Origin of the sequence: Muribacter muris, from assembly GCF_004569585.1 — a bacterium.
Taxonomy (GTDB): Bacteria; Pseudomonadota; Gammaproteobacteria; order Enterobacterales; family Pasteurellaceae; genus Muribacter; species Muribacter muris.
Window position 1 is genome coordinate 1 of sequence record NZ_SPPA01000011.1, and the last position, 26592, is coordinate 26592.

26 protein-coding genes and 2 pseudogenes are annotated in these 26592 nt (G+C 43.4%); 20 read left to right on the plus strand and 8 right to left on the minus strand.

The features are described 5' to 3' along the window. Window positions 1-521 precede the first annotated feature (521 nt). From E4T80_RS05950 to E4T80_RS13125, 5 genes and pseudogenes are all read left to right on the plus strand, one after another. Complete coding sequence (locus E4T80_RS05950) at window positions 522-839, plus strand: type II toxin-antitoxin system RelE/ParE family toxin (protein ID WP_135056045.1); 318 nt, start codon at window positions 522-524, stop codon at window positions 837-839. Further along, complete coding sequence (locus E4T80_RS05955) at window positions 826-1191, plus strand: helix-turn-helix domain-containing protein (RefSeq protein ID WP_228064803.1); 366 nt, start codon at window positions 826-828, stop codon at window positions 1189-1191. Before E4T80_RS05950 ends, E4T80_RS05955 begins: the two co-directional genes overlap by 14 nt. Before the next feature lie 1520 nt (window positions 1192-2711). Then, complete coding sequence (locus E4T80_RS05960; protein WP_167740699.1) at window positions 2712-2933, plus strand: hypothetical protein; 222 nt, start codon at window positions 2712-2714, stop codon at window positions 2931-2933. Next, the gene (locus tag E4T80_RS12985; protein ID WP_209304370.1) at window positions 2887-3219 is read left to right on the plus strand and encodes a hypothetical protein; all 333 of its coding nucleotides are present in this window, start codon (window positions 2887-2889) and stop codon (window positions 3217-3219) included. Before E4T80_RS05960 ends, E4T80_RS12985 begins: the two co-directional genes overlap by 47 nt. Then, a pseudogene (locus E4T80_RS13125) lies at window positions 3185-3297 on the plus strand (IS1595 family transposase); the annotation flags it as partial. The gene E4T80_RS12985 and the pseudogene E4T80_RS13125, both read left to right, overlap by 35 nt. A 66-nt stretch (window positions 3298-3363) precedes the next feature. On the opposite strand, the pseudogene E4T80_RS05970 reads toward E4T80_RS13125, so the two are convergent. Then, window positions 3364-4451, minus strand: a pseudogene (locus tag E4T80_RS05970) (alpha/beta hydrolase). Between the two features lie 119 nt (window positions 4452-4570). Here E4T80_RS05970 and E4T80_RS13130 point away from each other — a divergent pair. Further along, entirely contained in the window at window positions 4571-4804 is a 234-nt protein-coding gene (locus tag E4T80_RS13130; RefSeq protein WP_228064802.1) for a LysR family transcriptional regulator, read from the plus strand. Between the two features lie 92 nt (window positions 4805-4896). Then, a complete protein-coding gene (locus E4T80_RS13135; RefSeq protein WP_233437164.1) occupies window positions 4897-5457 on the plus strand; it encodes a LysR substrate-binding domain-containing protein in 561 nt (186 codons plus the stop codon). Here E4T80_RS13135 and dprA read toward each other — a convergent pair. After that, window positions 5454-6587 carry a DNA-processing protein DprA gene (gene dprA, locus E4T80_RS05980; RefSeq protein ID WP_135056051.1) on the minus strand — a complete coding sequence of 378 codons (1134 nt, stop codon included), beginning with the start codon at window positions 6585-6587 and terminating at the stop codon, window positions 5454-5456. The two genes, E4T80_RS13135 and dprA, sit on opposite strands and share 4 nt — an antisense overlap. Window positions 6588-6828: 241 nt before the next feature. On the opposite strand from dprA, the gene def reads away from it, so the two are divergent. Both def and rfaD read left to right on the plus strand, forming a co-directional pair. Further along, window positions 6829-7356 carry a peptide deformylase gene (gene def / locus E4T80_RS05985; RefSeq protein ID WP_135056053.1) on the plus strand — a complete coding sequence of 176 codons (528 nt, stop codon included), beginning with the start codon at window positions 6829-6831 and terminating at the stop codon, window positions 7354-7356. Continuing rightward, window positions 7356-8282: an ADP-glyceromanno-heptose 6-epimerase gene (gene rfaD / locus E4T80_RS05990; RefSeq protein ID WP_135056056.1), complete on the plus strand. Its 927-nt coding sequence runs from the start codon at window positions 7356-7358 to the stop codon at window positions 8280-8282. The genes def and rfaD overlap by 1 nt, the downstream gene beginning before the upstream one ends. 169 nt (window positions 8283-8451) lie before the next feature. Here the strand turns inward: rfaD and E4T80_RS05995 are convergent, their stop codons facing one another. Next, entirely contained in the window at window positions 8452-9210 is a 759-nt protein-coding gene (locus tag E4T80_RS05995) for a DeoR/GlpR family DNA-binding transcription regulator (protein ID WP_135056059.1), read from the minus strand. Between the two features lie 194 nt (window positions 9211-9404). Between E4T80_RS05995 and ltnD the strand changes: the two genes are divergently transcribed. The 7 genes from ltnD to E4T80_RS06030 all read left to right on the plus strand — a co-directional run bounded on the left by ltnD (window position 9405) and on the right by E4T80_RS06030 (window position 16904). After that, on the plus strand, window positions 9405-10298 hold the full coding sequence (gene ltnD / locus E4T80_RS06000; RefSeq protein WP_135056062.1) for an L-threonate dehydrogenase: 894 nt from the start codon (window positions 9405-9407) through the stop codon (window positions 10296-10298). Between the two features lie 15 nt (window positions 10299-10313). Further along, on the plus strand, window positions 10314-11555 hold the full coding sequence (gene otnK, locus E4T80_RS06005) for a 3-oxo-tetronate kinase (RefSeq protein WP_135056065.1): 1242 nt from the start codon (window positions 10314-10316) through the stop codon (window positions 11553-11555). Then, a complete protein-coding gene (otnC, locus tag E4T80_RS06010) occupies window positions 11552-12172 on the plus strand; it encodes a 3-oxo-tetronate 4-phosphate decarboxylase (RefSeq protein ID WP_135056068.1) in 621 nt (206 codons plus the stop codon). Before otnK ends, otnC begins: the two co-directional genes overlap by 4 nt. Before the next feature lie 11 nt (window positions 12173-12183). Further along, on the plus strand, window positions 12184-12960 hold the full coding sequence (otnI, locus tag E4T80_RS06015) for a 2-oxo-tetronate isomerase (protein ID WP_135056071.1): 777 nt from the start codon (window positions 12184-12186) through the stop codon (window positions 12958-12960). A gap of 129 nt (window positions 12961-13089) precedes the next feature. Continuing rightward, the gene (gene denD, locus E4T80_RS06020; protein ID WP_135056074.1) at window positions 13090-14037 is read left to right on the plus strand and encodes a D-erythronate dehydrogenase; all 948 of its coding nucleotides are present in this window, start codon (window positions 13090-13092) and stop codon (window positions 14035-14037) included. A gap of 11 nt (window positions 14038-14048) precedes the next feature. Next, window positions 14049-15521 carry a GntT/GntP/DsdX family permease gene (locus E4T80_RS06025; RefSeq protein ID WP_135056077.1) on the plus strand — a complete coding sequence of 491 codons (1473 nt, stop codon included), beginning with the start codon at window positions 14049-14051 and terminating at the stop codon, window positions 15519-15521. A 36-nt stretch (window positions 15522-15557) separates the two neighbouring features. Next, on the plus strand, window positions 15558-16904 hold the full coding sequence (locus E4T80_RS06030) for a phospholipase (protein ID WP_407662347.1): 1347 nt from the start codon (window positions 15558-15560) through the stop codon (window positions 16902-16904). A gap of 133 nt (window positions 16905-17037) precedes the next feature. Here E4T80_RS06030 and araD read toward each other — a convergent pair whose 3' ends face one another. The 5 genes from araD to E4T80_RS06055 all read right to left on the minus strand — a co-directional run bounded on the left by araD (window position 17038) and on the right by E4T80_RS06055 (window position 21905). Continuing rightward, window positions 17038-17730, minus strand: coding sequence for an L-ribulose-5-phosphate 4-epimerase (gene araD / locus E4T80_RS06035; RefSeq protein WP_047976805.1), 693 nt, complete (start codon window positions 17728-17730; stop codon window positions 17038-17040). After that, window positions 17724-18584 (minus strand): L-ribulose-5-phosphate 3-epimerase, encoded by an 861-nt coding sequence (locus E4T80_RS06040; RefSeq protein WP_047976804.1) that lies wholly within the window; start codon window positions 18582-18584, stop codon window positions 17724-17726. The genes araD and E4T80_RS06040 overlap by 7 nt, the downstream gene beginning before the upstream one ends. A 108-nt stretch (window positions 18585-18692) precedes the next feature. Then, entirely contained in the window at window positions 18693-19433 is a 741-nt protein-coding gene (ulaR, locus tag E4T80_RS06045; protein WP_135056083.1) for an HTH-type transcriptional regulator UlaR, read from the minus strand. An 85-nt stretch (window positions 19434-19518) separates the two neighbouring features. Further along, window positions 19519-20610 carry an L-ascorbate 6-phosphate lactonase gene (gene ulaG, locus E4T80_RS06050; protein ID WP_135056086.1) on the minus strand — a complete coding sequence of 364 codons (1092 nt, stop codon included), beginning with the start codon at window positions 20608-20610 and terminating at the stop codon, window positions 19519-19521. 152 nt (window positions 20611-20762) lie between these two features. After that, window positions 20763-21905, minus strand: a complete 1143-nt coding sequence (locus E4T80_RS06055; RefSeq protein WP_135056089.1) for an MFS transporter — start codon at window positions 21903-21905, stop codon at window positions 20763-20765. A 401-nt stretch (window positions 21906-22306) separates the two neighbouring features. Here E4T80_RS06055 and E4T80_RS06060 point away from each other — a divergent pair, with 401 nt between their 5' ends. From E4T80_RS06060 to E4T80_RS06075, 4 genes are all read left to right on the plus strand, one after another. Further along, entirely contained in the window at window positions 22307-24133 is a 1827-nt protein-coding gene (locus tag E4T80_RS06060) for a PTS ascorbate-specific subunit IIBC (RefSeq protein ID WP_135056092.1), read from the plus strand. Between the two features lie 66 nt (window positions 24134-24199). Continuing rightward, a complete protein-coding gene (locus E4T80_RS06065; protein ID WP_047976799.1) occupies window positions 24200-24667 on the plus strand; it encodes a PTS sugar transporter subunit IIA in 468 nt (155 codons plus the stop codon). A 162-nt stretch (window positions 24668-24829) separates the two neighbouring features. Further along, window positions 24830-25507 carry a 3-keto-L-gulonate-6-phosphate decarboxylase UlaD gene (locus E4T80_RS06070; protein WP_135056095.1) on the plus strand — a complete coding sequence of 226 codons (678 nt, stop codon included), beginning with the start codon at window positions 24830-24832 and terminating at the stop codon, window positions 25505-25507. A gap of 179 nt (window positions 25508-25686) precedes the next feature. After that, window positions 25687-26556, plus strand: coding sequence for a DMT family transporter (locus E4T80_RS06075; RefSeq protein WP_267899460.1), 870 nt, complete (start codon window positions 25687-25689; stop codon window positions 26554-26556). The last annotated feature ends 36 nt before the right edge of the window (window positions 26557-26592 follow it).

The following is a 26592-nucleotide window of genomic DNA, read 5'->3' on the forward strand; positions in this document are numbered from 1 at the left end:
TTAATTCACCATTGCCATATTTTAGAAACGGGTAATGAATCTTATCGATTTAAACATCGTAATTAAGAAATAATAAAAGTGGATCACTTTTAAAGGATCTTTGTGGTTCAATTTTGGAAGATCATTGACAGTCCAAAAATAAAAATATCAATACATAACAATAACTTATAAAAAATAATTGGACAAATTAGGTTGATTTTGGACAAATTTAAGGGCATTTTGGACAAAATTTTAGAGGTTTTGGACAAATATTTAGTGGCGTTATTTTAATCAACTTGTCCATTTTGGACAAATTGGACAAATTCAAAAAATGAAATTTGTCCAAAAAAAAGTGCCTTCAGCCATTGGCGTGCGGACTTTTGGACAAATGGACACATTGGACAACGATTTTTTCTATATATAAAAAGTTTTCCCGCAGGTATTTTCAGCAAAGCAACGATTGGCGGATTGATTGGTGAAACTTTATTGAAAAGAATACTAAGTATCACTATAATACAAAGTATTACAGATAAGGGTAAGCAATGTATACAATCATTGAAAGTAAGGTATTCAAAACCAAAGTAGCGGAAATATGGAGCGATGAAGAACGCTTGGAATTTATCAGCTATTTATCTGCAAACCCGCTGATTGGTGATGTAATCCCGCACTCTAACGGATTGAGAAAAGTAAGGTGGCAATCAAGCGGACGGGGAAAACGAGGCGGGGCAAGAGTCATTTACTTCAATGTGCTTGAACAAGGTTTTATTACATTACTGACTATCTACACAAAGAACGAAAAAGAAAATCTATCACCAACCGAATTAAACCAACTGAAAGGGGCAAAGAATGAAAAAGCGTGATCCAATTAGCGAAGCAATGAAAGAAGTTACCAAAGACTGGGACGTAAACGCAATGGCGACAGCCGTAGTCGCAGATGACCCTGACGCAATAGCTATTCACGGTGAGCTTATCGAAGCCTTAAACGATATGAAAGCAGGACGCTATGCAAAGGCATTTGAGGTTGAGCTATCCCCGATTGCTGAAACACGCCATAAAACGGGGCTATCCCAGCGTTTATTTGCAGAGCGTTTAGGGATTTCTGTAAATACGCTGAAATCGTGGGAGCAAGGCAAACGGCAACCAAGCGGATCGGCAAGTGCTTTAATCAAACTTATCACCAAGAGACCGGAACTCATTGCAGAACTGGCATAATATATTCACAATGAAGGGCAGGCATCGCCCTTTTTCTTTGCTGCCCAATCAACCACTATCACCTAGCCCACCGCCAATTCAAGACCAATTGATTTATCCACCAAATAGAGGGATTTGTTGGATAAAGGCATAGCCTTACATTTTAAAGAACAACCCTGATCACAGGTTTAGAGCCTTGCCATTCAAGGCTTGAGCAGTAAAAAACCTTCAAAAAAGCCCGTTTGCGATCACCCCTAACCACTGGCTACATCCAGTCGTGGTGATATGACCACAACTAAACTGTTTCGATATCGAAACAACTGAAACGCCTTTATCATACAGGCGTAAGGAATGGGGATAATCCCCATACCTTCAATGCGTTGCTATTATGGCGAAAGCGTAAGGGGTTATCCTGAAGATGTAGGGCAAACATTCCCGAACAGGTAGGGATTTAACAAATGCTAACGGCTCACAAGGGATCAGGGCCCCCTGATTGCTTAGCAAGGAAAAAATGCGGAAAAGATACGGAAACAAAATAATCCTTTTTCCATCGATGATCCCCTAATCATTCCGTAATAAATCACAAGCCAACTAGACAAGCCGGTAGGGGGAGTTTTGAAAAGAAAAGCCCAACGGCTAAGAACCGCCCCCCCATCAAATTTTTACGCACGGCAATTTTTTAGAAAATATAGGTCGGCTCACTATTGAGCCAATCTCCTCAATTTTGAGGAGATTGGCCAATCCAAAATTGGAGCGGTTAGAGGTGAGCGAAATTTTTCGCCCATCTAACCAGCTCTAATTTGAGCAGGTTAGAGGTGAACGCAATTTTGCTTCCACCTAACCGGCTAAAATAACCTAGTGTTGATATACAGTGCAATTGTTTAAATAACAGCCTATTTCCAGGGTGGTAATGAAAAAAAGTAACAAGATAAGTAACAAGAATTTGATGTGTAGAAATTATTTCATTATTTTTCAATTGGTTATTGTATGAATTCAACTCCCATTCACTCCGCCAATCCATCTAAACCACCAGCAACACTAAAAAAGTAACAAGAAATGGGTTTGTTACTTTTGATGATGGGTAGCTAATGAAATATAAACTCACCGACACACAAGTTAGGCAGGAGAAGCCGAGAGAGAAGGATTAATGGCTTTCTTTAGCTATTTCTACTAAGAATGGGCATCACCATAGAAGCGATCCGCTAAGCTATTATTAAAAGCATTAGCAATGGACAGCTCACTAGACATAGCATATACCATTTATTCAGCATTTCATTCAACGATACTGGCAATTATAGCCCTAATTGGATTGATCAAGTATTATCAGGCAAAGATAAAAAACTCTATCTGCCGCTAAATCTACAGTAAGCCTAATATTTAGAACAACATTTTGAAATAGGGCTTGTATCGCATTATTCCGAAGTTTGGTAATGCCACCGGTGAATTGCTTTTAGAACAGGTGCAGAGGCTGTCTGATGTGGTGGAAGTCATCGGCACTGGGGGAGCGATGCTGAAAGTTTTATCGTGTTGCAGTGGATACTGTGGGGTTATTCACACTAGTTGTAAAAGTGGTGGTACTCAAAGATTTGGGCGAACTGGAGGGCTGGAAGCGGCTCAAAGCGATAGGGATTAAAATCACTAATAACACCTCATTCAAAAATGAGCTGGCGAACTATCTGCAAAACAGAGGCGACCACAAGTTATGGACGATCAGCAATGCGACCGATTTTAAGCTTAACCAACGAAGCGGCGGCCCAAAATGATAACTTTATGCCGTTAGATGAAATCGGGCAAGGCTCGTACCGTAAGCACATGGGAAAAGATCTCCTATGCCTTGTTCAATGGTGTGGGCAAAATGGTTACTTATTGAGATATCCGTTTAATCCAAATCAGTCTGAACTCAGAGACACCGCAGGCTATAAGCAGTTGGAGGACCATAAAACCGATGAACGTTTTGGGTATTCCCACAAGTACCTAGCAGATGTCATCAAAGGCTTTAATGAGAAACAAGCTTTGGAATCAAGTAAAACGCCATTTACTCAAGTTTAATAGTATTTCCAAAAATCATTGTGATCCTTATTTGAATGAATGTGATAGCATTTTAATCACAGTGATATAAAGTATTAAATTTCCATTTTAAAACAGCTAGTTAAGGGACTTTTATCCTGGTTATCTAGGGTAGCACTTTTAGTCTTATTTTAAGTTTGTTTTGAAGAATTGTTCAAATTTATCGTATGGGATTTTGTTTGCCACGTCATCGTATAAATCCGTATGTGAGGCATTCGACACAATAACTAACTCTTTGTTTTTACTTCCAAGCGCTTTAAATGCGTCTTCGGAGAAATAGCGAGAGTGAGCTTTCTCACCGTGGACGATAAGAGCAGGCGTTTGTAACTCGCCAGCACGCTGCAAAATAGGCATATTAACAAATGAAGCGCCCATTACGGTACTCCACGGCTGTTTGAATTGACGGAACGAGGGTGGAAGCCTCGCTTAGTTTTGTAGAAATCAGAATAATCTTTCACAAATTTCGGTGTGTCTTGCGTAGTTTTATCTTGCGGGAGCAGGTGTTCTTCCGGTTTACTGAGATCGGCGTAATCATTTTGGGTGGCTGTCCAACGGGCTTCACCGATAGTGTGGCGCATTGCTTGGCGAGCAGCCTCGTCGATACTGTTGTTATAACCGTTACCCATTACTCGTGTCATATCGTACATTGTGCTAGTTGCCACGGCTTTAATGCGCGGATCGGTGAGAGCCGCATCTAAGGCAAAGCCGCCCCAGCCGCAAATACCTAACACGCCGATTTTTTCACGATCAACATTTTCTAGCGAACCTAAAAAATCAACAGCTGAAATAAAGTCATCAGTGTTGATTTCAGGAGATGCTGTATTGCGAGGCAAACCTGAACTTTCACCGGTATAAGAACCCTCAAATGCAAGGGTAACGAAGCCTCGTTCTGCTAAATGCTGTGCATATAGACCCGATGATTGCTCTTTTACTGCGCCAAATGCCCAGCTTACTGCAATTGCCGATAGTTTTCCTTGAGCATTTTTCGGGGTATAGAGATCGCCGACAAGAGTAATACCGTAGCGGTTTTTGAAAATCACTTTCCGATGTTCTACTTTGTCGGATTTCGGGAAAATTTTATCCCATTCTTGCGTTAATTGAATGGTTTGTGCAGGGATTTCGACGATGGTTGCGGATTGTGTTGCTGCCATTGCGTTTACTCCTAATAATGTTGTACCCAAAAAGAGTGCTGTGGTTAATGCTTTTAATTTCATTATGCTTTCCTTAAATACTATCCTTAAAAGATGTGTATATTATATTAAGTGAATAATCAAGTGAGAATGACCGAAAAATGGAATATACTTTTAACTTTTAGTTACTAATTAGGCTTAGAATGAAACAGGGTGAAAATTACAATGCGTTGTATGCTTTTGGGGTTGTAGCACAAGAGCGTAATTTCAGCAAAGCGGCAAACCGCTTGGGGATTTCAGCATCGGCATTAAGTAAGACTATTCGTCTGTTAGAGCAGCGTTTAGGGGTACAACTTTTTGTTAGAACGACACGAGTGGTTGTATTAACTCGAGCTGGCGAGCAACTTTTTCAAACGCGGCACAGCAGAGCTTTGTAAAATTAGAAAACGGGCTGGCAAGATTAGCGCATTACCGTAATACGCCGTCCGGTTTAGTTAGGATCAGCGCCGGATTATTTGTTATTGAGCATATTTTATTACCTAAATTGGTGGGGTTTAAGCAACAGTATCCGAGTATTTGTGTTGAAATGGCGAGTGAGAGCCGTTTTATTGATATTATAGCAGACGGCTTTGATGCCGGCGTACGGCTTGGTAATGATGTTGCGGAGGAAATGACTGCGGTCAAAATCAGTGAGGAAATGAAAATGGCGGTAGTCGCAAGCCCCGACTACTTAGCGCAACACGGTATGCCAAAAGTCTTGCAGGATTTGGAACAACATTTATGCCTCGGCTATCGCTTAAGCAATGGTGATGTGTATCAATGGTCGTTTGATATGCAAGGCGAGACGGTTAGCATTAAACCGCAAGGGCAGTGGATTTTTAATGATGATTATCCGGCAAAAGCGGCGGTAAAAATGGGGCTAGGCATTGCCTATTTACCGGAAGCATTAGTTGCCAAAGAGCTGGCAAGCGGCGAGTTAATCCGATTGTTTGGTGATTATGGGCAATCGTTAGCAGCGTTGTACTTGTATTATCCTCACCGCAATGTATCGCCGGCGTTAAGGGCGGTGATTGATTGTTTAAAATGTTAAAACGCCCGTACATAGCCACCTTCTACCTGTTTGATGATCGTCATCAATTCTAAATTTAACAGTTCGATCAACAGTGATTCGACCGTCATTTCGCAGGCTTTGGCGAGATTGTCGATGTTGATCGGCTCAAGCTGAATATGTTGGACAATCTGCTGTTGGCAAGCGGTCAGTTTCGGCAGATTTTTTGCAATCTTGGGCGGTGAAGCGACCGCTTGCGTTGGCGGTGTGCAGAATAAGGGCGCTTGCTCTACGGGCGATTGTGGTTGGCGCTGCCAGCGGATTGCCTCGAGAATATCCTCAATGCTATCGACTAATAACGCTCCTTCTTTGATGAGTTTGTGGCAGCCTTGACTGGCGGTATTTTGTACCCCATTCGGCAGAGCAAACACTTCCCGCCCTTGCTCCATTGCATAGCGGGCAGTAATCAGTGAGCCGCTATTGAGGGTGGCTTCCACAACCAACGTGCCGAGGGATAAACCGCTGATAATACGATTACGGCGGGGAAAATGTTCGGCAATCGGCGGTTGGTCGGGCAGAAATTCCGATACTAACGCTCCGCCGCTCTCAATGATATTTTGCGCTAACCCTTTGTGGCGGCTAGGGTAAAGGCGATCTAAACCGCTGCCCAGTACCGCAAGTGTGATCCCTTTTTCAGCGATTGCCCGCTGATGACAAAAACCGTCAATGCCAATTGCCAAGCCACTGGTAACGGCAAGCCCGTGTTTAACCAGTTCGGCACTGAAATGCCCTGCCCAATATTCACCATAGAGGGAGTAATCACGGCTGCCGACCACGGCGATTTGCGGTAGCGATAGGCTTTCAATGCTGCCTTTGACGAATAACATTGGCGGCGCAGTGCTGATTTGGCGTAACAAAAACGGATAGTGCGGGTCAAATAAACTGATGATGTGATTGCCCTCGTGTTCGCCCCATTCCAGTGCGGGTTCGATTCGGCGTAAATCCGGCTGAAACCAGCGTTGAATCTGTTTTTCATTCCAACCGATGTGGCGAAGTTGGGTTTTATCGTATTGACAGAGGCTGGCAAAATCGACTTCCGCCAATAATCGCCCGATACGTTGTGCGCCGAGTTGGGGAATTTGTAATAATTTCAATAAAGTATATCGCGGCATAGGCTTACAAGCGGTGAGATGGGAGGCTTTTTTTGTAATACGCTGTCTAGCAAACCGTAGGGAGACACTGCGTATATCCTATTGGATAACGCATACAGTGCGCCCTGACTGCCGTTGATTTTTGCATATTTTTCGCCAAATCCGACCGCTTGCTCTCATCAAAACAATATTTCCCTAATAATAGGAAAAAGTTTAGAATGACCAACTACTTATTTTTCATTTTTCGACAGAGATCACAAAAATGGCAATATTAGATGTTTTAATTTACCCCGATGAAAATTTGGCAACGGTCTGCCAGCCGGTAGAGGCGGTGGACGATGCGTTGCGTCAATTTATTGATGATATGTTTGATACAATGTATCACCACGAAGGAATCGGGCTGGCAGCCCCGCAAGTCAATGTGCTGAAGCGGGTGATTACGATGGATATTGAAGGGGATAAAACCAACCAAATCGTGTTGATTAACCCTGAAATTATCGAATGTAGCGGCGAAACGGGCATTGAGGAGGGCTGTTTGTCGATCCCCGGTTCTCGGGCGTTAATCCCACGCAAAGAAAAAGTAACCGTGAAAGCATTGAACCGTCAAGGCGAGCCGTTTACCCTTGAGGCAGAGGGCTTGTTGGCAATTTGTATTCAGCACGAAATCGACCACTTAAACGGTGTGCTGTTTGTGGATCATATTTCGCGGCTTAAACGCCAGCGGATTAAAGAGAAAATGCTGAAATTGAAAAAGCAAATTGAGCAGAATAAAAACGGGGGAGACAAATAATGATTATTGTAACAGGCGGTGCAGGCTTTATTGGTAGCAATATTGTTAAAGCGTTAAACGAACAGGGCTACCGAGATATTTTGGTGGTGGATAACCTCAAAAACGGCGAAAAATTTATCAATTTAGTGGATTTGGACATTGCCGATTATTGTGATAAAGAGGATTTTATCGCCTCTATTATTGCCGGTGATGATTTCGGACGCATTGATGCGGTGTTTCACCAAGGGGCGTGTTCCGCCACTACGGAGTGGGACGGCAAATATATGATGCAGAATAACTATGAGTATTCTAAAGAGTTACTGCATTTCTGTTTGGATCGCCACATTCCGTTTTTCTATGCCTCGTCGGCGGCGACCTACGGCGGACGATCCGATAACTTTATTGAGAAACGTGAATTTGAATCGCCGCTCAATGTGTATGGTTACTCCAAATTTTTATTTGATGAATATGTGCGTAAAATGTTGCCGGAGGCGGCTTCGCCGGTGTGTGGCTTTAAGTATTTCAACGTTTACGGGCCGAGAGAGCAGCACAAAGGCAGTATGGCGAGCGTGGCGTTTCACCTGAACAACCAAATTTTAAACGGCGAAAACCCAAAATTGTTTGCCGGATCGGAAACATTCCTGCGGGATTTCGTTTATGTAGAAGATGTGGCGAAAGTAAACCTTTGGGCGTGGCAGCATAAAGTGTCGGGGATTTTTAATCTCGGCACGGGCAATGCGGAGTCGTTCCGTGCGGTAGCCGAAGCCGTGATTGATTTCCACCAAAAAGGTGAAATTGAAACTATTCCATTCCCCGATCACCTCAAATCCCGCTACCAAACCTTTACCCAAGCGGATTTAACCAAACTCAGAGAAGCCGGCTATCAAGAGCCTTTTAAAACCGTTGCCGAAGGCACAAAAGCCTATATGGCGTGGTTGAATCGATAAAACAAGCGGTCGGTTTGGCAGACTTTTTTGCAAGTGAGATGGCATAAACCTGCCTAGCTTGGGAGCTTTTTTGTGTTCTCTTAACATCGCCATTTTGTGTTTGCGTAGATAGCGATTTTGTTAATCCTTAAATAATAAGCCAAGTATGATACGGTACTTGGCTTGTTTTTTAGACGATATTGAGCTTGATATTCATTGTTTCTATCGCCTCTTGCGCATTTTCCAGTAAGCCTCTGTCGCAGAATATTTGGTCAAAAACCGTGAGAGGATACACAAAAAAGGTGGCGAATTTGCCGTATTTTGAGGAATCAGTTACCAAGATGTTTTTTTGTGAGGACTCTAAAATCGCTTTTTTTACCGGAATTTTGTGTTCGTTTGGTGTAGTTAGCCCTTTAAGATTCCAAGATGAGGTTGAAATAAAGGCTAAATCAAGGGAGACATTGCGTAAGCATTGGGCGGCGAGTGAGCCTGTTGTTGAGAGGTTTTCCTTACAAACAGAACCGCCGATATGAATCAGTTCACCTTTACCGCTATTGCTTAAGAAATTGGCAATAACAAAATCGTTTGTTACCACCAGGAGATCGTGGCGATTTGCGATCTGATGCGCAATTTCAAGGGTTGTTGTGCCGGCATCTAAATAGATGGTGGTATTGGGCGGAATAATTTCAGCAGCGGCAACGCCGATAGCCCATTTTTGTTCGTGAAAAAGCTGTGATTTATCGTTATGTGTTGGTTCGGAGACTAATTTTTCAATCGATTGCACACCGCCAAATACCGAGGCAACTTTCCCTTCTTTTTCCAGTTTTTGAATATCTCTGCGGATAGTCATATGCGAAACATTCAAACGTTTTGCTAATGCGTTGATACTGGCGCTGCCGCTTTCATTGAGAAGCTGTAATATTTGTTTTTGCCGTTCTAATGGGATCATTTTCTCCTCTTATTAATGTCATTTTTATCCTATCCTTTAGTGCTTTCCATTATATCAAACTTTATCATTCAAAATAAAAATTAACAAAAATTAACATTTTGTTGTAATTTGTGATCTTGTTCACAGATTTTATATCAAGTTTTCGCTAATATAATCGCCATTGAGATGATATTTTAGCCAATGGAGGAAAACAAATGAGTTATCACGTTGCTGTTGTTGGGCTTGGTGCAATGGGAATGGGGGCGGCTAAATCCTGCATTAGAGCAGGCTTGACAACCTATGGTATCGATCTAAATCCGCAGGCATTAAAGGTTATTCAAGACTTTGGTGCTAAGGCGGTCGGGCAGAATGGGCTAGAGATAGCAGCCGAACTTGATGCGGTGTTATTACTGGTTGTTAATGCGGCACAAGTGAGAGCCGTGTTGTTCGGTGAGAACGGATTAGCCGCTCGTTTGAAAGCGGGAACGGTTGTAATGGTGAGTTCGACAATCTCTGCGCAAGATGCGAAAGAAATTTCACAAAAATTAACAGAATTAAATCTGATAATGTTGGATGCACCGGTTTCGGGTGGGGCGGCTAAAGCGGAGCAGGGAGAGATGACGGTGATGGCATCGGGCTCCGCTCTAGCTTTTGAGAAATTGCAACCGGTATTGGATGCCATTGCCGGTAAAGTCTATCGTATTGGCGATGAGATCGGTTTGGGGGCGACGGTAAAAATTATTCATCAACTCCTTGCCGGTGTGCATATCGCCGCCGGTGCGGAAGCAATGGCATTAGCTGCAAGAGCCGGTATTCCGTTGGATTTAATGTATGAAGTCGTAACTCACGCGGCCGGTAATTCTTGGATGTTTGAAAATAGAATGAAACACGTTGTTGAAGGGGATTATACGCCGCTTTCTATGGTCGATATTTTTGTGAAAGATTTAGGTTTAGTAAATGATACGGCAAAAGCGTTGCATTTTCCGTTGTACTTAGCCGGAACGGCTTACTCAATGTTTACCGAAGCTAGTAATGCCGGTTATGGAAAAGAGGACGACAGTGCGGTGATTAAAATTTTCAGCGGTATTGAATTACCGAAAAAAGCGTAAAGCGAGGGGGTAAAAATGCTAGGTGTAATTGCCGATGATTTTACCGGTGCAAGTGATATTGCCAGTTTTTTTGTGGAAAACGGCTTAAAAACGATTCAGATGAATGGCGTGCCTCAAACGCCTATGATGGAAAAAATTGATGCGGTTGTGATCAGCCTGAAATCCCGCTCTAGTCCCGTCGATGAGGCGGTTAAGCAATCTTTGCAAGCATTGGATTGGTTGAAAAGAAACGGCTGCCGTCAATTTTATTTCAAATACTGTTCAACCTTTGATAGTACGGAACGGGGCAATATTGGCCCGGTAACCGATGCGTTATTAACGGCGTTAAATGAAGATTTTACGGTGATTACGCCAGCATTGCCGATCAATGGACGCACTATTTTTAATGGCTATTTGTTTGTTGGAAATACGCTGTTAAGTGAATCGGGAATGCGACATCACCCAATTACGCCGATGACGGAATCCAATTTGGTTCGTTTAATGGATGCGCAGGCAATCGGTAAAACGGGTTTAATTGCTTATGCCGATGTGGTTCGGGGGGCAGCTTGGGTGAGAACTTGTTTTGAGACATTAAAACAACAAGGCTACCGTTATGCCGTGGTTGATGCAGTGGATAATGCACAATTAGAGGTATTGGCTGAGGCGGTTGCTGATTTTAAATTAGTAACCGGTGGTTCGGGGTTAGGGGCGTATATGGCGGCTCGGCGAAGCGGTGGTCGGCAGCGGCATAAAGCATTCGTGCCGCCAAAAGGTAAAACGGTTGTTTTGTCCGGATCTTGCTCGCTAATGACTAATCGGCAAGTCGAGCATTATAAGCATAAAGCACCGCATTATTTTTTAGATGTTGAGCAAGCATTGAGTAATGCCGAGTATGTTGAGGAATTATATCAATGGGTCTGTCAAAACCTGGACGGCAATTTTGCACCGATGGTATATGCAACGGTTTCGCCGGAAAAATTAAATGCGATTCAGACGAAATTAGGTGTAAGTCGGGCAAGTATGGCAGTTGAACACATATTCGCCGAGTTAGCCAAAAAGCTCCGGCAAGTCGGCATTACACACTTTATTACGGCGGGCGGCGAAACATCAAGTATTGTTGTCCAACAGCTTGGGTTATCCGGTTTTCATATCGGTAAACAAATTGCGCCGGGTGTGCCTTGGTTACAAGCGGTCGAAAAACCGATTTTTCTTGCATTGAAATCCGGTAATTTCGGTCAGGAAGATTTTTTTAGTTTTGCACAGGAAATGTTTGTATGACAGAGCAACAGCAAAAAATACAACTGGTTGAGTTAGCCAAATCATTATTTGATCGAGGCTATACCGTTGGCGGCTCGGGTAATTTGTCGGTACGCTTAGATGAAAACCGTATTTTGGTGACGCCGACAGGATCTTCATTAGGGCGATTAGACGCAGAGCGGCTCTCTGTATTGGATATGGCGGGGAATGTGCTTGGCGGAGATAAACCCTCGAAAGAATCGGTTTTTCATTTAGCAATTTACCGAAAAAATATCGCTTGTCAGGCGATTGTCCACCTCCATTCCAGCTACTTAACGGCGCTTTCGTGTCTTGATAATCTTGATACTGAGAATGCTATTCGCCCTTTCACGCCTTATTATGTGATGAGGGTCGGGCATCTGCCGGTCATTCCTTATTATAAACCGGGGGATCAGCGTCTGGCACAAGCATTATCCGAACGAGCCTTATCGGCGAAAGCCTTCTTGCTGGCTAATCACGGTATTGTAGTTACAGGGCGTGATTTAGTCGATGCGGTCGATAATGCCGAGGAGTTGGAGGAAACCGCTAAATTAGCCTTTATTTTGCGGGGGCATTCGGTGCGTTATTTGACCGAACAAGACATTAGTGAACTCAAGTAAGGAGACGAAAAATGCTTAAATTTGCCGCAAATTTAACAATGATGTTTAATGAAGTGCCTTTTTTAGATCGCTTTGAAGCTGCCGCTCAAGCCGGATTTAAATATGTTGAATTTCTTTGGCCTTACGATTACCCGGCAGCCATATTGAAGCAAAAGCTGGATAAATTCGGATTAAAACTGGTGTTGTTTAACACCGCAGCCGGCGATGTGAATCAGGGAGAGTGGGGTGTGTCAGCCATTCCGGGGCGGGAGTCTGATAGCCGCCGTGATATTGATCGCGCATTGGAATATGCTTTGGCTCTAGATTGTCGCCAAATTCATATTATGGCGGCGGTTGTGCCGAAAGGGGCGGATCGGGAGGCATATAAGCAAACTTTTATTCAAAATTTACGCTATGCCTCCGATACATTCCTGCCCCACGGGATTCACATTTTATTAGAGGCTTTAAGCCCGCAGGTCAAGCCCGATTACTTACTGAAAAGCCAGCGGGATACTTGGGAGATTGTGCAGGCGGTTGGGCGAGATAATGTCTTTATGCAGCTTGACTATTTTCACGCCCAAAATGTGGACGGTAATTTATCGGCGATAGCGGAGCAATATCTGAATAAGATTGCACACATTCAGATTGCTTCTGTGCCGGATCGCAATGAACCGGATGATGGCGAAGTGAATTATCATTATTTATTCAATAAGTTAGAGCAGCTCGGTTATCAAGGCTATCTTGGTTGTGAATATAAGCCCCGCCGTGATACCGCAAGCGGTCTGATTTGGTTGAAACCTTACAAATAATTTATCCCTTAATTCAGCTGTAAATATTTAATTGTGCAATGCCTGCTTGGAGACGGGCGGGATTTTTGCACCCTTAAAAACGTGAAATGTTTAATAAGCACACAACAATGACCTGAGAAAGGAGGAAATATGAACATTATGATTACCGGCGGGCAGGGCTTTTTAGAGCAACGTCTGGCGAAGTATTTATTAAGCCAATCGACAATTCCGGTTGATGAATTGACATTAATTGATGTCATCGAACCGCTTGCACCGAATAATGATCCCCGAGTACGTTGCTTAGCAATGGACTTGCGTGATTCCGAAGGATTGCATTCACTGATTACCCCGCAAACGGACGCTGTTTTTCATCTGGCGGCGATTGTGAGTAGCCAGGCGGAGCAAGAGCCTGATCTCGGGTATGACGTTAATTTTCTAGCGACTCGGCATTTATTGGAAGTATGTCGCCGTAATCATCCACAGCTTCGGTTTATTTTTTCAAGTTCGTTAGCCGTATTTGGCGGCGTATTGCCGGAAGAAATTCAGCAGAATACAGCGGTAACACCCCAATCTACCTACGGTACGCAAAAGGCAATGTGTGAATTGTTGATTAACGATTATATCCGTAAAGGCTTTGTGGACGGTCTTACTGTTCGTTTACCGACCATTTGTGTACGCCCCGGCAAGCCGAATCAAGCTGCATCATCTTTTGTCAGCAGCATTATTAGAGAGCCGTTGCATCACCAAAAAGCGATATGTCCGGTCTCAAAAGAGTTAGTGCTATGGCTGTCTAGCCCCGATACCGTGGTTGCGAATTTGGCACACGCTTTAACTTTACCGGCGTTACCCAAATCAGACTGGAATGTGATCAATTTACCGGGGATCAGCGTGCGTGTTCGCCAAATGTTAGAGGCTTTAGCTGAATTAAAAGGGCAGTCGATTTTGGATTTAATTGATTTTTCCTTCGATGAGAAGGTGAACAACATCGTAGCCAGCTGGCCAACCAAGATGGATAACAGCCGAGCGTTAAGTTTAGGGTTTGCGGTTGATGCGGATTTTGCGACCGTTATCCGTCAGTTCATCACAAATAATATGTAGGGGAATGTATTATGTTTGGATTACCGATACCCATTATTGGATTACTTATTGCCGTTTTTATTTTGGTTTATTTAGTTTTAAAAACACGGGTTCACGCCTTTATTGCAATGCTGATTGCCGCCGCTATTGCGGGGCTGGTCGGCGGAATGTCGGTAACGGAAACGTTGGGGGCGATTACCAAAGGGTTCGGCGGCACTTTGGGCGGAATTGGCATTGTTATCGGGCTTGGGGTGATGATGGGCAGTGTTTTGGAGGTTTCCGGCGCTGCTGAAAAAATGGCATTCAGTTTTATTAAAATGCTAGGCAAAAAGAAAGAAGAGTGGGCGTTAGCGATCACCGGGTATGTCGTCAGTATTCCTATCTTTGTCGATTCTGCATTTGTGATTTTGTATCCGGTTGCTAAAGCATTAGCTAAAAACGGTAAACGTTCGCTGCTGACTTTAGGTGTTGCATTAGCGGGCGGGTTGGTTGTTACCCATCATACTGTCCCGCCAACACCGGGGCCGTTAGGTGTAGCCGGATTATTTGGGGTCGATATTGGTGCAATGCTCCTCGTGGGAATAGCTATGGCGGTGTTGCCTGTCGTTGCTATTGTATTATATGCGAAATGGTTAGATAGAAAATACCCGGAATTTAACCAACAAACATTGAGTCCGGAAGAGCTAAAACAAAAGTATGACCATTATATTGAAAGCCGTGAAAAGAAAAACTTACCTAGTTTAGGGCTATCTTTATTACCGATTGTTCTGCCGATTTTGCTGATTTTTATCAAAGCCGTTTTAGATTTAGCAGCGAAATCTCACCCTGAAATCAGTGAAATGCTGTTTTACTCTCTGTTTACATTTGTCGGTCATCCGATGATTGCATTGGCAATCAGTGTGCTTATTGCCGTTTATACCTTATTGCCTCGTACGGATAGTACGACCACCGCATTACATCTGGAAGAAGGGGTTAAAACCGCCGGCATTATTTTATTAGTAACGGGCGCAGGTGGAGCATTAGGAGCGGTGTTGCGGGAAAGTGGCGCGGGCGCACAACTGGCAGAGCAGATTGCTCGGTTGCCTATTTCCCCGATACTGATTCCGTTTATTGTTTCCACGCTTGTTCGTTTTATTCAAGGATCGGGCACGGTTGCAATGATTACCGCGGCATCTATTTCCGCCCCGATTTTGGCGCAAATGCCGGGCGTTAATATGCTATTGGCGGCTCAAGCGGCAACAATGGGATCGCTCTTTTTCGGTTATTTTAATGATAGCTTATTTTGGGTCGTCAATAGAATGATGGGAATTAATGATGTGAAGCAGCAAATGATCGTTTGGTCTATTCCCACGACGATTGCGTGGGGAATTGGCGGAATAAGCGTCATCTTAGCGAATTTGGTTTGGGGAAATGACGGATCGTTCTTTGATTTACTCTTGCCGATTACAGTAATGCTTGGTATTGCGCTTTATATTCGGCTGCATAATCATCGATTAAATAAATAATAACAACGGGCTATAAATCGTATTTATAGCCCGTTTATGTTGAGGAGAATAAAAATGAAAAAATATGTGATGCCATTATTATATTTGATGTCTTCTTTCGTTTATGGGTTTCAAGCGGATATACCGCACAAGCCAAGCGTTATTAATATTCAGTTTTTAGCGGAAATTACTGCGAAAGGTCAAAAAATAACAGGTGTAGCATTAGAATATGAAGACAATATTTTAGCAAATGAGAATTTGCGTCAGCTTTATCAAGTAGCGGTTTTTTTAGATGATAATTTTATCGAAAACAGACAAGTGATGGGCGCTTATACTTTCCATCAACCTACTTTCTCTCATCAAGCAACTGCCGGAAAATATGTCATTTTAGCATTAGATGAATTTGATAAGAGTGCTGATCTTTATCAATTAAAGCTCGACAATATATCGCCAATAAGAGTACGGGAAAGGGATAAAGAGGGCAAAGTTGTTTGGAGCGAAAAGGTTCAATCCGTCAAAATTCCCGAATATTATAATGCCAGATTAAAGTATCTCATCACCCAAAAGGGTAATATTAAATTAGCGAATGGCAGGACCTTGGGGGCGCTTCAAGAGTGGCAAACAGCCGATAAAAGTAAGGTCAGTACGGCATATTTGGATCAATTTAGCCATCGGACAGTTTATTTAAATCGAAAAGAAAACAGCTTAAATTACCGCTTGTATCAACCGAGGGACAAGCAGAAAAATTACCCGCTAACCATATTTCTACACGGCTCGGGACAGGTCGGTTCAGATAATCTTGCTCAACTGTTATCCAGCAAGGGGGCAATCTCAACGTTGCAATATGAAGAAGGCTTTGTACTTGCTCCCCAATATTCCGCCGTTTTCGATCCTTTTGATCAGGGGCGCGGTATTCACTGGCAAACGCCAAATCGGATTGATTTATTAGTTAAAATGATTGAGAAAACAGTGCGGGAGCACGGCAATATTGATAAAAATCGCATTTATATTATTGGATTGTCTCGAGGGGCGGAAGGTGGTCTTAATCTGCTGTTAAAACGACCGGATTGGTTTGCCGGTGCATTACTGATGAGTGGGCGAGAAGCATCTTCACTAGAATGGATAGATGGTAATGCAAATAAGGATAATCTTATGGTGTTGAGGAATATGCCGATTTGGTTTTTTCATAGCAAAGAGGATAGCATTTCACCGGTAAAAGGTTCTCGGATAAATTACCGAATTTTAGCCGAGCAGTTGCAAGCCCCTTTTGTGAAATATACCGAGTTTAGCACAACGCAGGCAGGGGATAACGGCATTATTCATCATAATCCGCATAATACTTGGGATGCTGTTTTTAATAGCCCTGAGGTGATGATGTGGCTACTGGAACAACGGAAGCGGTAATAGAGATAGGGTAAGTGGTTTTACGCCCCCGATTGCCATTTGGATCGTTGTTTCGTTCCGCCGATAAAAACAATGATGTGGGCATTTATGGTGAAATGCCTAATAAAAAAGGCGGTATTTACCGCCTTAATCTTTACTGCCCATAATACGCATTTTTGCCGTGTTTACGCAGGTAGTGTTTGTCGAGCAATTCTTGTTGCATTGAGCCGATATTCGGGCGGATTTGGTGGCTGACGAAATTCATATACGCCACTTCTTCCAGCACGACGGAATTATGCACTGCATCAAACGCATCTTTGCCCCAAGTGAAAGGCCCGTGGGAGTGAACTAACACACCCGGCACGGTTTTCGGTTCGATATGGCGTTTGCGGAAGGTTTCGACAATCACTTTGCCGGTTTCCAGCTCGTATTCACCGGCGATTTCATCGGGGGTCATTCGGCGGGTGCAAGGCACTGAACCGTAGAAATAATCGCCTTGGGTTGTGCCGAGGGCGAGAATGTCTTCGCCGGCTTGCGCCCAAGCGGTTGCGTGGCGGGAATGGGTATGCACCACGCCGCCGATGTCGCTGAACTGGCGGTAGAGTTCCAAATGGGTTGGGGTGTCTGATGAAGGCTTTTTGTCGCCCCAAACCCGATTACCGTTGAGATCGACAATCACAATATCGTCGGCGGTCATCACATCGTAATCCACACCGGACGGCTTAATTGCCACTAAACCGCTTTCACGGTCAATCTCGCTCACATTGCCCCACGTGAATGTAACCAATTTATATTTGGGTAACTCAAGATTGGCTTTTAGCACTCTTTCTCTTAGCTCTTTTAGCATTGGAAACCTCCTTCCTGCATTTTTTGTTCAATCCAACGGCGTGCCTGAATAATTTCTGCAATCGGCTCGTCGGCTTTTTCCGTCCACATTTCAATTAAAAAAGCCCCGCGGTAGTTAAGCTCGGCTAAGGTTTTGAAGCAGTGGACGAAATCCACGCAACCCTCACCGAACGGCACATCACGGAATTGTCCTGCACAGCTCTCGGTTACTTTGTAAGTGTCTTTTAAGTGAATGGCTGAAATTTTATCAATGCCGAGTTTTAACTCTTCAGCAACGTTATCATTCCACGCCGAGAGGTTGCCGAGATCGGGATAGACGGTAAACCACGGCGATTTGATGATCTCGTCCCACTTTTTCCAACGGGAGATTGAGCTCATAAATTGGGTATCCATAATTTCAACGGCAAGGGTAACTTGGTGGCTTGCGGCGCGTTCGACAGCCCATTCCAAGCCCTGTTGAAAACGTTCAATCGTGCCTTCGTCTTGCTCTTCGTAATAGACATCGTAGCCTGCCAGTTGAATGGTGCGAATGCCGGTATCCACTGCAAACTGAATTGCTTTTTCCATAATGTCGTAGGCTTTTCGGCGGGTAGCTTCATCACGGCTGCCGAACGGGAAGCGACGATGACCGGACAGGCACATTGAAGGAATGGTAACGCCGGTATTGACGATCGCTTTCACTAATGCCAAGCGTTCTTTTTTGCTCCAGTCTAAACGGGCGAGGCGCTCGTCCGTTTCATCAATGGAGATTTCGACAAAATCAAAGCCACAGGCTTTGGCAATTGAGAGGCGATCTTGCCAGCTAATCTGTTTAGGGAGGGCTTTTTCGTAGATGCCGAGTTTATGTTTTCTCACAGGACACTCCTAATCTGTTTAATGGTGAGCGTATCGGGTACGCCAACTGTGTTGTCGGACACCGCAGTGTCCCGTTTTTGCAAATCTTCGCTCTCAACCGACCGCTTGTTAGGCAAGCATCACTGCCAAGCCTTTGGCTTTCAGGGCTTGAATGAGGACGGGATCTGCCTCTGTGCCGGTAATCAGCAGATCAATATCCGCCAGTTTCGTGAACAACATTCCGACCTGCTGACCGAGTTTGGTACTGTCGAGTAGCACCACATATTTGCTGGCTTTCGCGGATAGGCGTTGCTCGGAATTGGCGATGATCATATCCGTTTTGTATAGCCCCTCCGTTGTAAAACCTTTGCCGCTGGTAAACATAATGTTGGCGGCGTAGGGGCTTTCATTTTGGTTGAGCGATAACGTAATTGCTTTATTGCGGTTGTATTGTCCGCCCATAATCACCAAATCTTCGTGATAGTTTTCGATTAAATCGTTTGCAAGCGGTAAGAAGTTGGTAATAATTTGCAATTTTCTGCCGCACAAAAAGCCGCCGAGCATTCGCATTGTCGAACCACAGGTTAAAATCACGCTGTCGCCGTCTTGGCAAAGTTGCCGCGCTGCTTGAGCGATACGCCGTTTTTCATCGAGATTATTGATGTTGCGGGGCAGTTTTTCGTCCGGCTTATTCAGCGATTCCGCCCCGTTGCGCACTTTTTTTAACCTGCCCTGTTCGTCCAGCTTCTTGATGTCTCGCCGAGCCGTTGCCGGCGATACATTGAGCAGGGCGATAATTTGGTTGGTGGAAAGTTGTTTATGTTCTTCCAGTGCGTTCAATAATTGTCGATGACGATAATTTTCGTTCATTATTTATCCTTGTCCTATCTGATCCGTTTTTAATAATAATGAACAAAGTTGAAGCCACCTTCAAGGGTGAAAGTGGCTTTTTTTGTTATAACATTGATTTGAATTGAATATTCGGCTCTTGCTCGAAGCAATCATCAAAGCCACGCGGGTGGTGGTATTCAATTAAATCTTTGTCTCGTGGGTAAACGTATTTGCCGCCTACTTCCCAAATAAACGGATGGAACTGATATTGCAAGCGATCTTTGCGCATCCGCCACAATTCGATGATTTCTTGTGTGCTTGCCATAAAGTTTGTCCAAATATCGTGGTGCACCGGGATAATCACTTTGGCACGCAAACATTCTGCCATTCTGAGTAGATCGATAGAGGTCATTTTATCGGCAATGCCGACCGGGTTTTCGCCGTAGTTGTTCAATGCCACGTCAATATCAAATTGTTTGCCGTGTTTGGCAAATTGAATGGAGTAGTGGGAATCTGCGCCGTGGTAAATCGTGCCGCCCGGTGTTTTGAACACGTAATTGACCGCTTTACGCCCCATTTCTTCATCAGACGGGCAAAGACCGGCTAACTCGCCGCCTTGTGCTTCTGCACCTTCCACCGGCAAGGTGACTAAGCAGGTGCGGTCGAAAGAGTCTAGTGCGTGAATTTCGACATCTTTTAATTTCACCACATCGCCCGGTTTCACAATAATAATACGTTCTTCCGGCACACCCCATTTTTTCCATAACTCCGCACAGTGCCACGGGCCGACAAATTTAACGTGGTCAAGTTTTGGGTTATTGACGATGGCAGCGGCTACGTTCACGTCAATGTGATCGCTGTGATAGTGGGAAGCTAAAATAAAGTCCACTTCGTTGATCGCAAACGGATCAAGCACCATTGGCTGCGCACGCAGGTTTGGTTGTAATTTACGTACACCCGCCATATTTGCCATTTGGTGTCCGCGTACCATATCTTTAACTTGTTTGGTGCTTTTACCACGACCGCACCATAAGTCCATACAAATATTCGCACCGGCAGGGGTTTTAATCCATACGCCCACACAACCTAACCACCACATTGCAAAGTTGCCTTCCGGTACGACTTCGTTTTCAATTTCTTCGTTTAACCAAGTGCCCCACTCCGGAAAAGTCGATAAAATCCAGCTTTCACGGGTAATCTCTTGAATTTTGCTCATTGTGAACTCCTTATTGAGAGGATTTGACTAAAATAATCAAAAGTAATCATAACTAATCATTTGGGTTTGTAAAATGATTTTTTTTGATTTTGTGATCTAACTCTAATTTTTTATAGGTTTGAGTATCCTGTTTTAAAAATAGAGTGGATCGATCAATTTTGGGTAGCGGGTCGATAGTTCACATAAGCCCCTAACAGTCCGGCAGTAACGGTCAGTGTTCCGAGTAAAGTAAAAGTTGTATGTATCTGTTGAGAGGAAACAAACATCGAGAGCAGGAAGCCTATGAAGACAGATATTTGTAAAATTAACCCGTAGGCAGGCATATAATTTTCTCGATGTTCTATTGCAATATTTTTTAACATAAAGGCAGACATAATGGTATTTTGCGTTCCGTTAAACGCAGCGGTAAATATTCCCCAGCATAACATTAGAATATAATTTTCCGTTATACTTAACATACACAACCCTACACCGATAAATGTGGCTGAAATACAAGCTCCGCAGGCTTCTCCCAACTTTGATATAGGTTTTGTTAAGATAAGCGGTGAGACGGCTAACGATAAGCTAAACAGTGCGGAATATAAGCCATATTTTTCAGCGTCTAGCTTAATTATGTCAATCATATACACAATAATAAGTACGGAAAGTGTCGAAATCGAAATAATCGTGAATATAAGGGGTAAAAGCACATATCTAATCTTTCTTTCCAGCAATAAATAATAAATGGAATGAAATCCGTTTATGGCTTTTTTCGAGATATTTAGTTGCTGTTGAACCGATGAGTGTAAAGAGACCTTTACCATCACCAACGAAGCTAAAAATGTCGAAAGCCCGACTAAAAATAAGGCGGTTTGGTGATCGGAAAATGATGATATAAATCCCCCAATTATCGGGCCGATCATAAATCCCATATTTCTAATCAGATGAGTATATTTATTAACGGTATTGAGTTCTTCTTCATTTTGGGTAATCAGTGGAACCATTATCAATACGGCAGACCATAACATTCCGCCAAGTAACCCTAATGAAAAAGCAATAAAGAGATAGAGTATTTGGGAATAAATAAACGAGGATAAAATAATCTTTTTTATGCCGAGCTTTTGAGATATTTGACTAAAGAGCGTATTCGCAATAATGCCGCCTACCATACCCAAAATAAGTAATAAGGAAGTGATATAAATGTGTTCCACATTACTGAGGTTTAGCGCAAATATCATTTGGGCGGCTTCATCACTAAAACTGCCTAATAATAGGGATAAAAATAAATAGCTGTTATTTTTGTTTATTTTTAGCATTTTATCTTCCTACTTTATTAAGAGATTAACGCAATCAACAAAATGCGTATGCTTAAATATATTTTTTTGTCATATAAATTTATTTTTTATTGTATTCTGTGATAATCATAATAAGGTGCTTCTCTAAAATAGGGTGAATAGTCGTGGATAGTTTGAGCTGAATAGGTTTAAACGCAGTTTTTCACAACACATACACAAAATCAACAAAAATTTAACATAATAGTGGGGTGATAATTTTATTTTGTGAAGTTGCTCACAAATAATCAAAAATAATCTTTTTTGTTCATTAATAATTGCTATCATTATGCGGAAAGTCGCTCTAGGCGGTATGGGGCGCACTATTAGGTGGGTGGTGGATACCGATCATCTATCATTTAAGTACAATTAGCAGAGGTTCTGTTATGGAAATGTTATTAGAACTGTTTATCGGTTTTAGAGATCAGGTGCTAAATAAAGCGCCATTGTTATTGGGGATTGTCGCCTGTATCGGCTACATTCTATTAAAAAAAGATGCGACGACGGTCATTAAAGGCACAATCAAAACGATTGTCGGCTTTATGCTGGTTAGCGTCGGAGCGGGCGAATTGGTGAAAGGCTTTAAGCCGATTATCGAAAAATTGTCCGAATACCACGGTTTAACCGGCGCAGTTATCGACCCTTACACCAGTATGCAAGCGACCATTCAGACAATGGGTGATAATTACGCTTGGGTCGGCTATGCGGTATTGCTGGCATTAGCGTTAAATATTCTGTTGGTTGTCTTTAGACGCTTTACCGGTATCCGCACCATTATGCTGACAGGGCATATTATGTTCCAACAAGCCGGTTTGGTGGCGGTTTTCTATATGATCATCGATGCGTCAATGATGGAAACCATCATTTATACCGCCGTGATTATGGCGCTCTATTGGGGGATCTCCTCTAACATTATGTATAAGCCGACCCAATCGGTTACCGGCGGGGCGGGCTTTTCCATTGGGCATCAGCAACAAATCGCCTCTTGGATTGCGGTAAAACTTGCACCGAAATTAGGAAACAAAGAAGATAGTGTCGATCATATGAAATTACCGAAGTGGTTACATATTTTCCACGACAGTATTTCGGCAACCGTGCTGGTGATGACCGTTTTCTTCGGTATTATCTTGCTTTCGTTCGGGTTGGATAATTTGCAAACAATGGCGGGCAAAACCCATTGGGCGATCTACATTTTTGAAACCGGCTTGAAATTTGCGGTAGCAATTCAAGTGATCGTGATCGGGGTGCGGATGTTCGTGGCAGAATTATCCGAAGCCTTTAAAGGTATTTCCGAACGGGTGATTCCAAATGCGGTATTAGCGATTGACTGTGCGGCGATTTACGCCTTCTCGCCAAATGCAATGGTGTTCGGCTTTATGTGGGGGGCAATCGGGCAGTTTGTGGCGGTCGGCGTTCTCTTGTTTGCCGGCGCGCCGGTGCTGATTATTCCGGGCTTTATCCCAATGTTCTTCTCTAATGCGACTATCGGGGTCTTTGCGAACCACTTCGGCGGTTGGAAAGCGGTAATGAAAATCTGCTTTGTGATGGGGATTATCGAAGTATTAGGATCGGCGTGGGTGATTCAGTTGCTCTCCAGCCAAGGTACGACCTTTAACGGTTGGATGGGAATGGCGGACTGGGCGTTATTCTTCCCGCCTGTCTTACAAGGGATTGTGAGCATTCCGTTCTTCTTCTTTGTGATTTTAGCCTTAGCGGTGGTGTATATGGCGTTTGCCTCCCGCAAATTGCGTGCCGATGAAGCGGCAGCCGCGGCGGCGGGTAAAACCCTTGAGCAAATGGACGGCTACGGTGTCGAAAGCGAGCCTGAACCGGTTGCAAAAAATGAGCCGAAAGCGACCGCTTGCTGTGGTGCAACAGCACAGAGCGAAGCGTCATCAACGACAGGCGAGGTGAAACCAATCCGTATTTTGGCGGTGTGCGGTTCGGGTCAAGGTTCATCAATGATGATGAAAATGAAGATCAAAGGCTATCTCGATAAACGGGGTATTCCGAATGTGATGGACTCTTGTGCCGTTACCGATTACAAAGGTAAATTGGACAGCGTGGATATTATCGTCTCCTCACGGCACTTGGCGGACGAAATTCAAGTCGGCGAAGGCAAATATGTGCTGGGGGTACAAAATATGTTGAACCCGAACTCCTTTGGGGACGAGCTGGTTGCCTTGATTGACCAATTCCAAGCAAAATCATAATCTAACAAGCGGTCGGTTGAACGGGTTTTTTAATAAAACCGACCGCCTTTTTATAAGGAAAAAGGTATGAACTTAAAACAATCACTTATCGAAAACAATTCAATTTTGTTAAATCAGCAGGCGGCGGATTGGAAAGCGGCGATTAAACTCGGCACGGATTTGCTAGAAAAAGCCGGCACGATTAAACCGGAGTATTACCACAATATCGTCAGTAAAATCGAGGAAATGGGGCCTTACATCATTCTTGCACCGGGGTTGGCAATGCCGCACGCCCGTCCGGAAGAAGGGGTAGTACGCACCTCGTTTGCACTGGTTACGTTCAAAGAGCCGGTCTATTTTGAGGGCGAGGACGACCCGATTTATGTGATGCTCACCCTCGCCGGCAGCGATTCCGATCAACATATGCAAGGGCTAATGGAAATCACCCAAGTGCTTGACGATCCGGATAGCGATACGGGGGTCGATCTCGACAAAATCCGCCGTTGCACCACCGCCGAAGAAGTGTATGCGGTGATTGATGCAGCATTGAATTAATCGCCTCCCCCCTCTTTGAAATGAGGGGGATTGAACAATGGAAACATTGTTCAATGCTCGAATGCCTTATAACGACGTTATATCTGTGTTGAATTGACTCAAAATCAATGTTCCCCTTGATGAAAAAGGGGACATTCAACACCCAATCAAAAGGAACATACTATGTCTAAACCTTTACTCCAAATTGCCCTTGATTCTTTAACCCTTGAAAAAGCGGTTGCCGATGCCAAACAGGCGGAATCGGTGGTCGATATTATTGAGTGCGGCACAATCCTGGCTTGTGCGGAAGGAATGAAAGCGGTGTCCACTCTTAGAGCATTACACCCCAACCATATTTTAGTTTGCGATTTAAAAACCACGGACGGCGGTGCAATTCTGGCTAAAATGGCGTTTGAAGCGGGCGCAGATTGGCTCACCGTCTCTGCCGCAGCTCATCCTGCAACTAAAGCGGCTTGCAAAAAAGTGGCGGACGAATTTAACGCCGCTCACCCTGAATTAAAAGTAAAAAAAGAAATTCAGATCGAAATTTACGGTAACTGGGGCGTTGAAAAAGACGCAAAAGAGTGGGTGGAATTAGGCGTAAAACAAGCGATTTACCACCGCTCCCGTGATGCCGAATTGGCAGGCAAAGGCTGGACAAGCGAAGATGTGGAATTGATGAAACAACTTTCTGCATTAGGTTTAGAACTGTCCATTACCGGCGGGATTGTACCGGAAGAAATTTACCTCTTTAAAGAGATCAAAAACGCCAAAGCCTTTATCGCAGGGCGTGCATTAGTTGGTGAAAAAGGCAAGCAAACGGCGGAAGCGATCCGTGCCGAGATTGAGAAATATTGGTAACAAGCGGTTAAATTTCCGTACTTTTTTGCAAATGACGAAAATAGGATAGGACGCCTTCGGGCGTCTTTTTATTATTCAAAAAATTTGCTTTTAATGAAAAATCAATGTAGATAAGCAGTATTGGCTTATAAAATCGTAACAGGCGGGGTACATAATGCTAAAAAGCTTTTTTAACAGCGATAATGGCATTGATATGGGGATCGTCTTTCCCGTTTTCCAAGTTAGCCATTGATGCTATTGGTCCTATGCCGTTTCGTTTTATCACATTAGTGCTATCTTGTAGCATATTATTTGTGCTTTTTTACAAAGAGGTAAGCGCGAGTATGGCGATAATGGATAAGCAGAATATGTTTAAAATGATGGTGGTAGCGCTGCCTAATATCCTCCTCGTCCCTACATTGAATAACCTCGCTTTATATTATACATCGGTAACGAATGCGACTATTTTGATTTATACAATGCCTTGTTTTACCTCTGTGATTTTAATGTTAATGGCACGCAAGATTGATTTTTTATCGGTATTAGCGGCTGTTTTATGTCTGTTAGGGGGGGTCTTTGTCTTAAATGAGATATTTATTTCATTGGGGGAGGTGATTATTTTATCGAGTGCGTTAGTGTGGGCGGTTGGCACGATTTTAGCGCAGAAGGTTAAGCCGACGCTATCATCTAAAGCAACATTATTTTGGCAATTTTTATTTTCTGCTCTCTGTTTAGGTGTGATTTTACTCTTCACGTTGGAGCGGCAACAGTGGATTTTATCCGTTGAAATCGTATTGAGTGATTTAAAAATAATGATGAGCTTACTTTATATTAGTGCAATAGGCAGTGCGTTGATTTATTTTATTTGGTTTTATCTGATAAAAACAAAAAGTGCTGAATTTGCGAGTTATGCCACGTTATTTTCACCCCTGATTACATTGGTTATTATGATGTTATTTTCTGATGAATATCCTTTATTGACCCAAGCGTTAGGCTTTGCATTGATATTATTGAGCGCGGTGATTATCAATATTGTGAAGCCTTTATTAACCCGTAGATCAAGCGGTTAATTTGGGCGTTATTTTTGCTAATATGAGAAAAGAGAG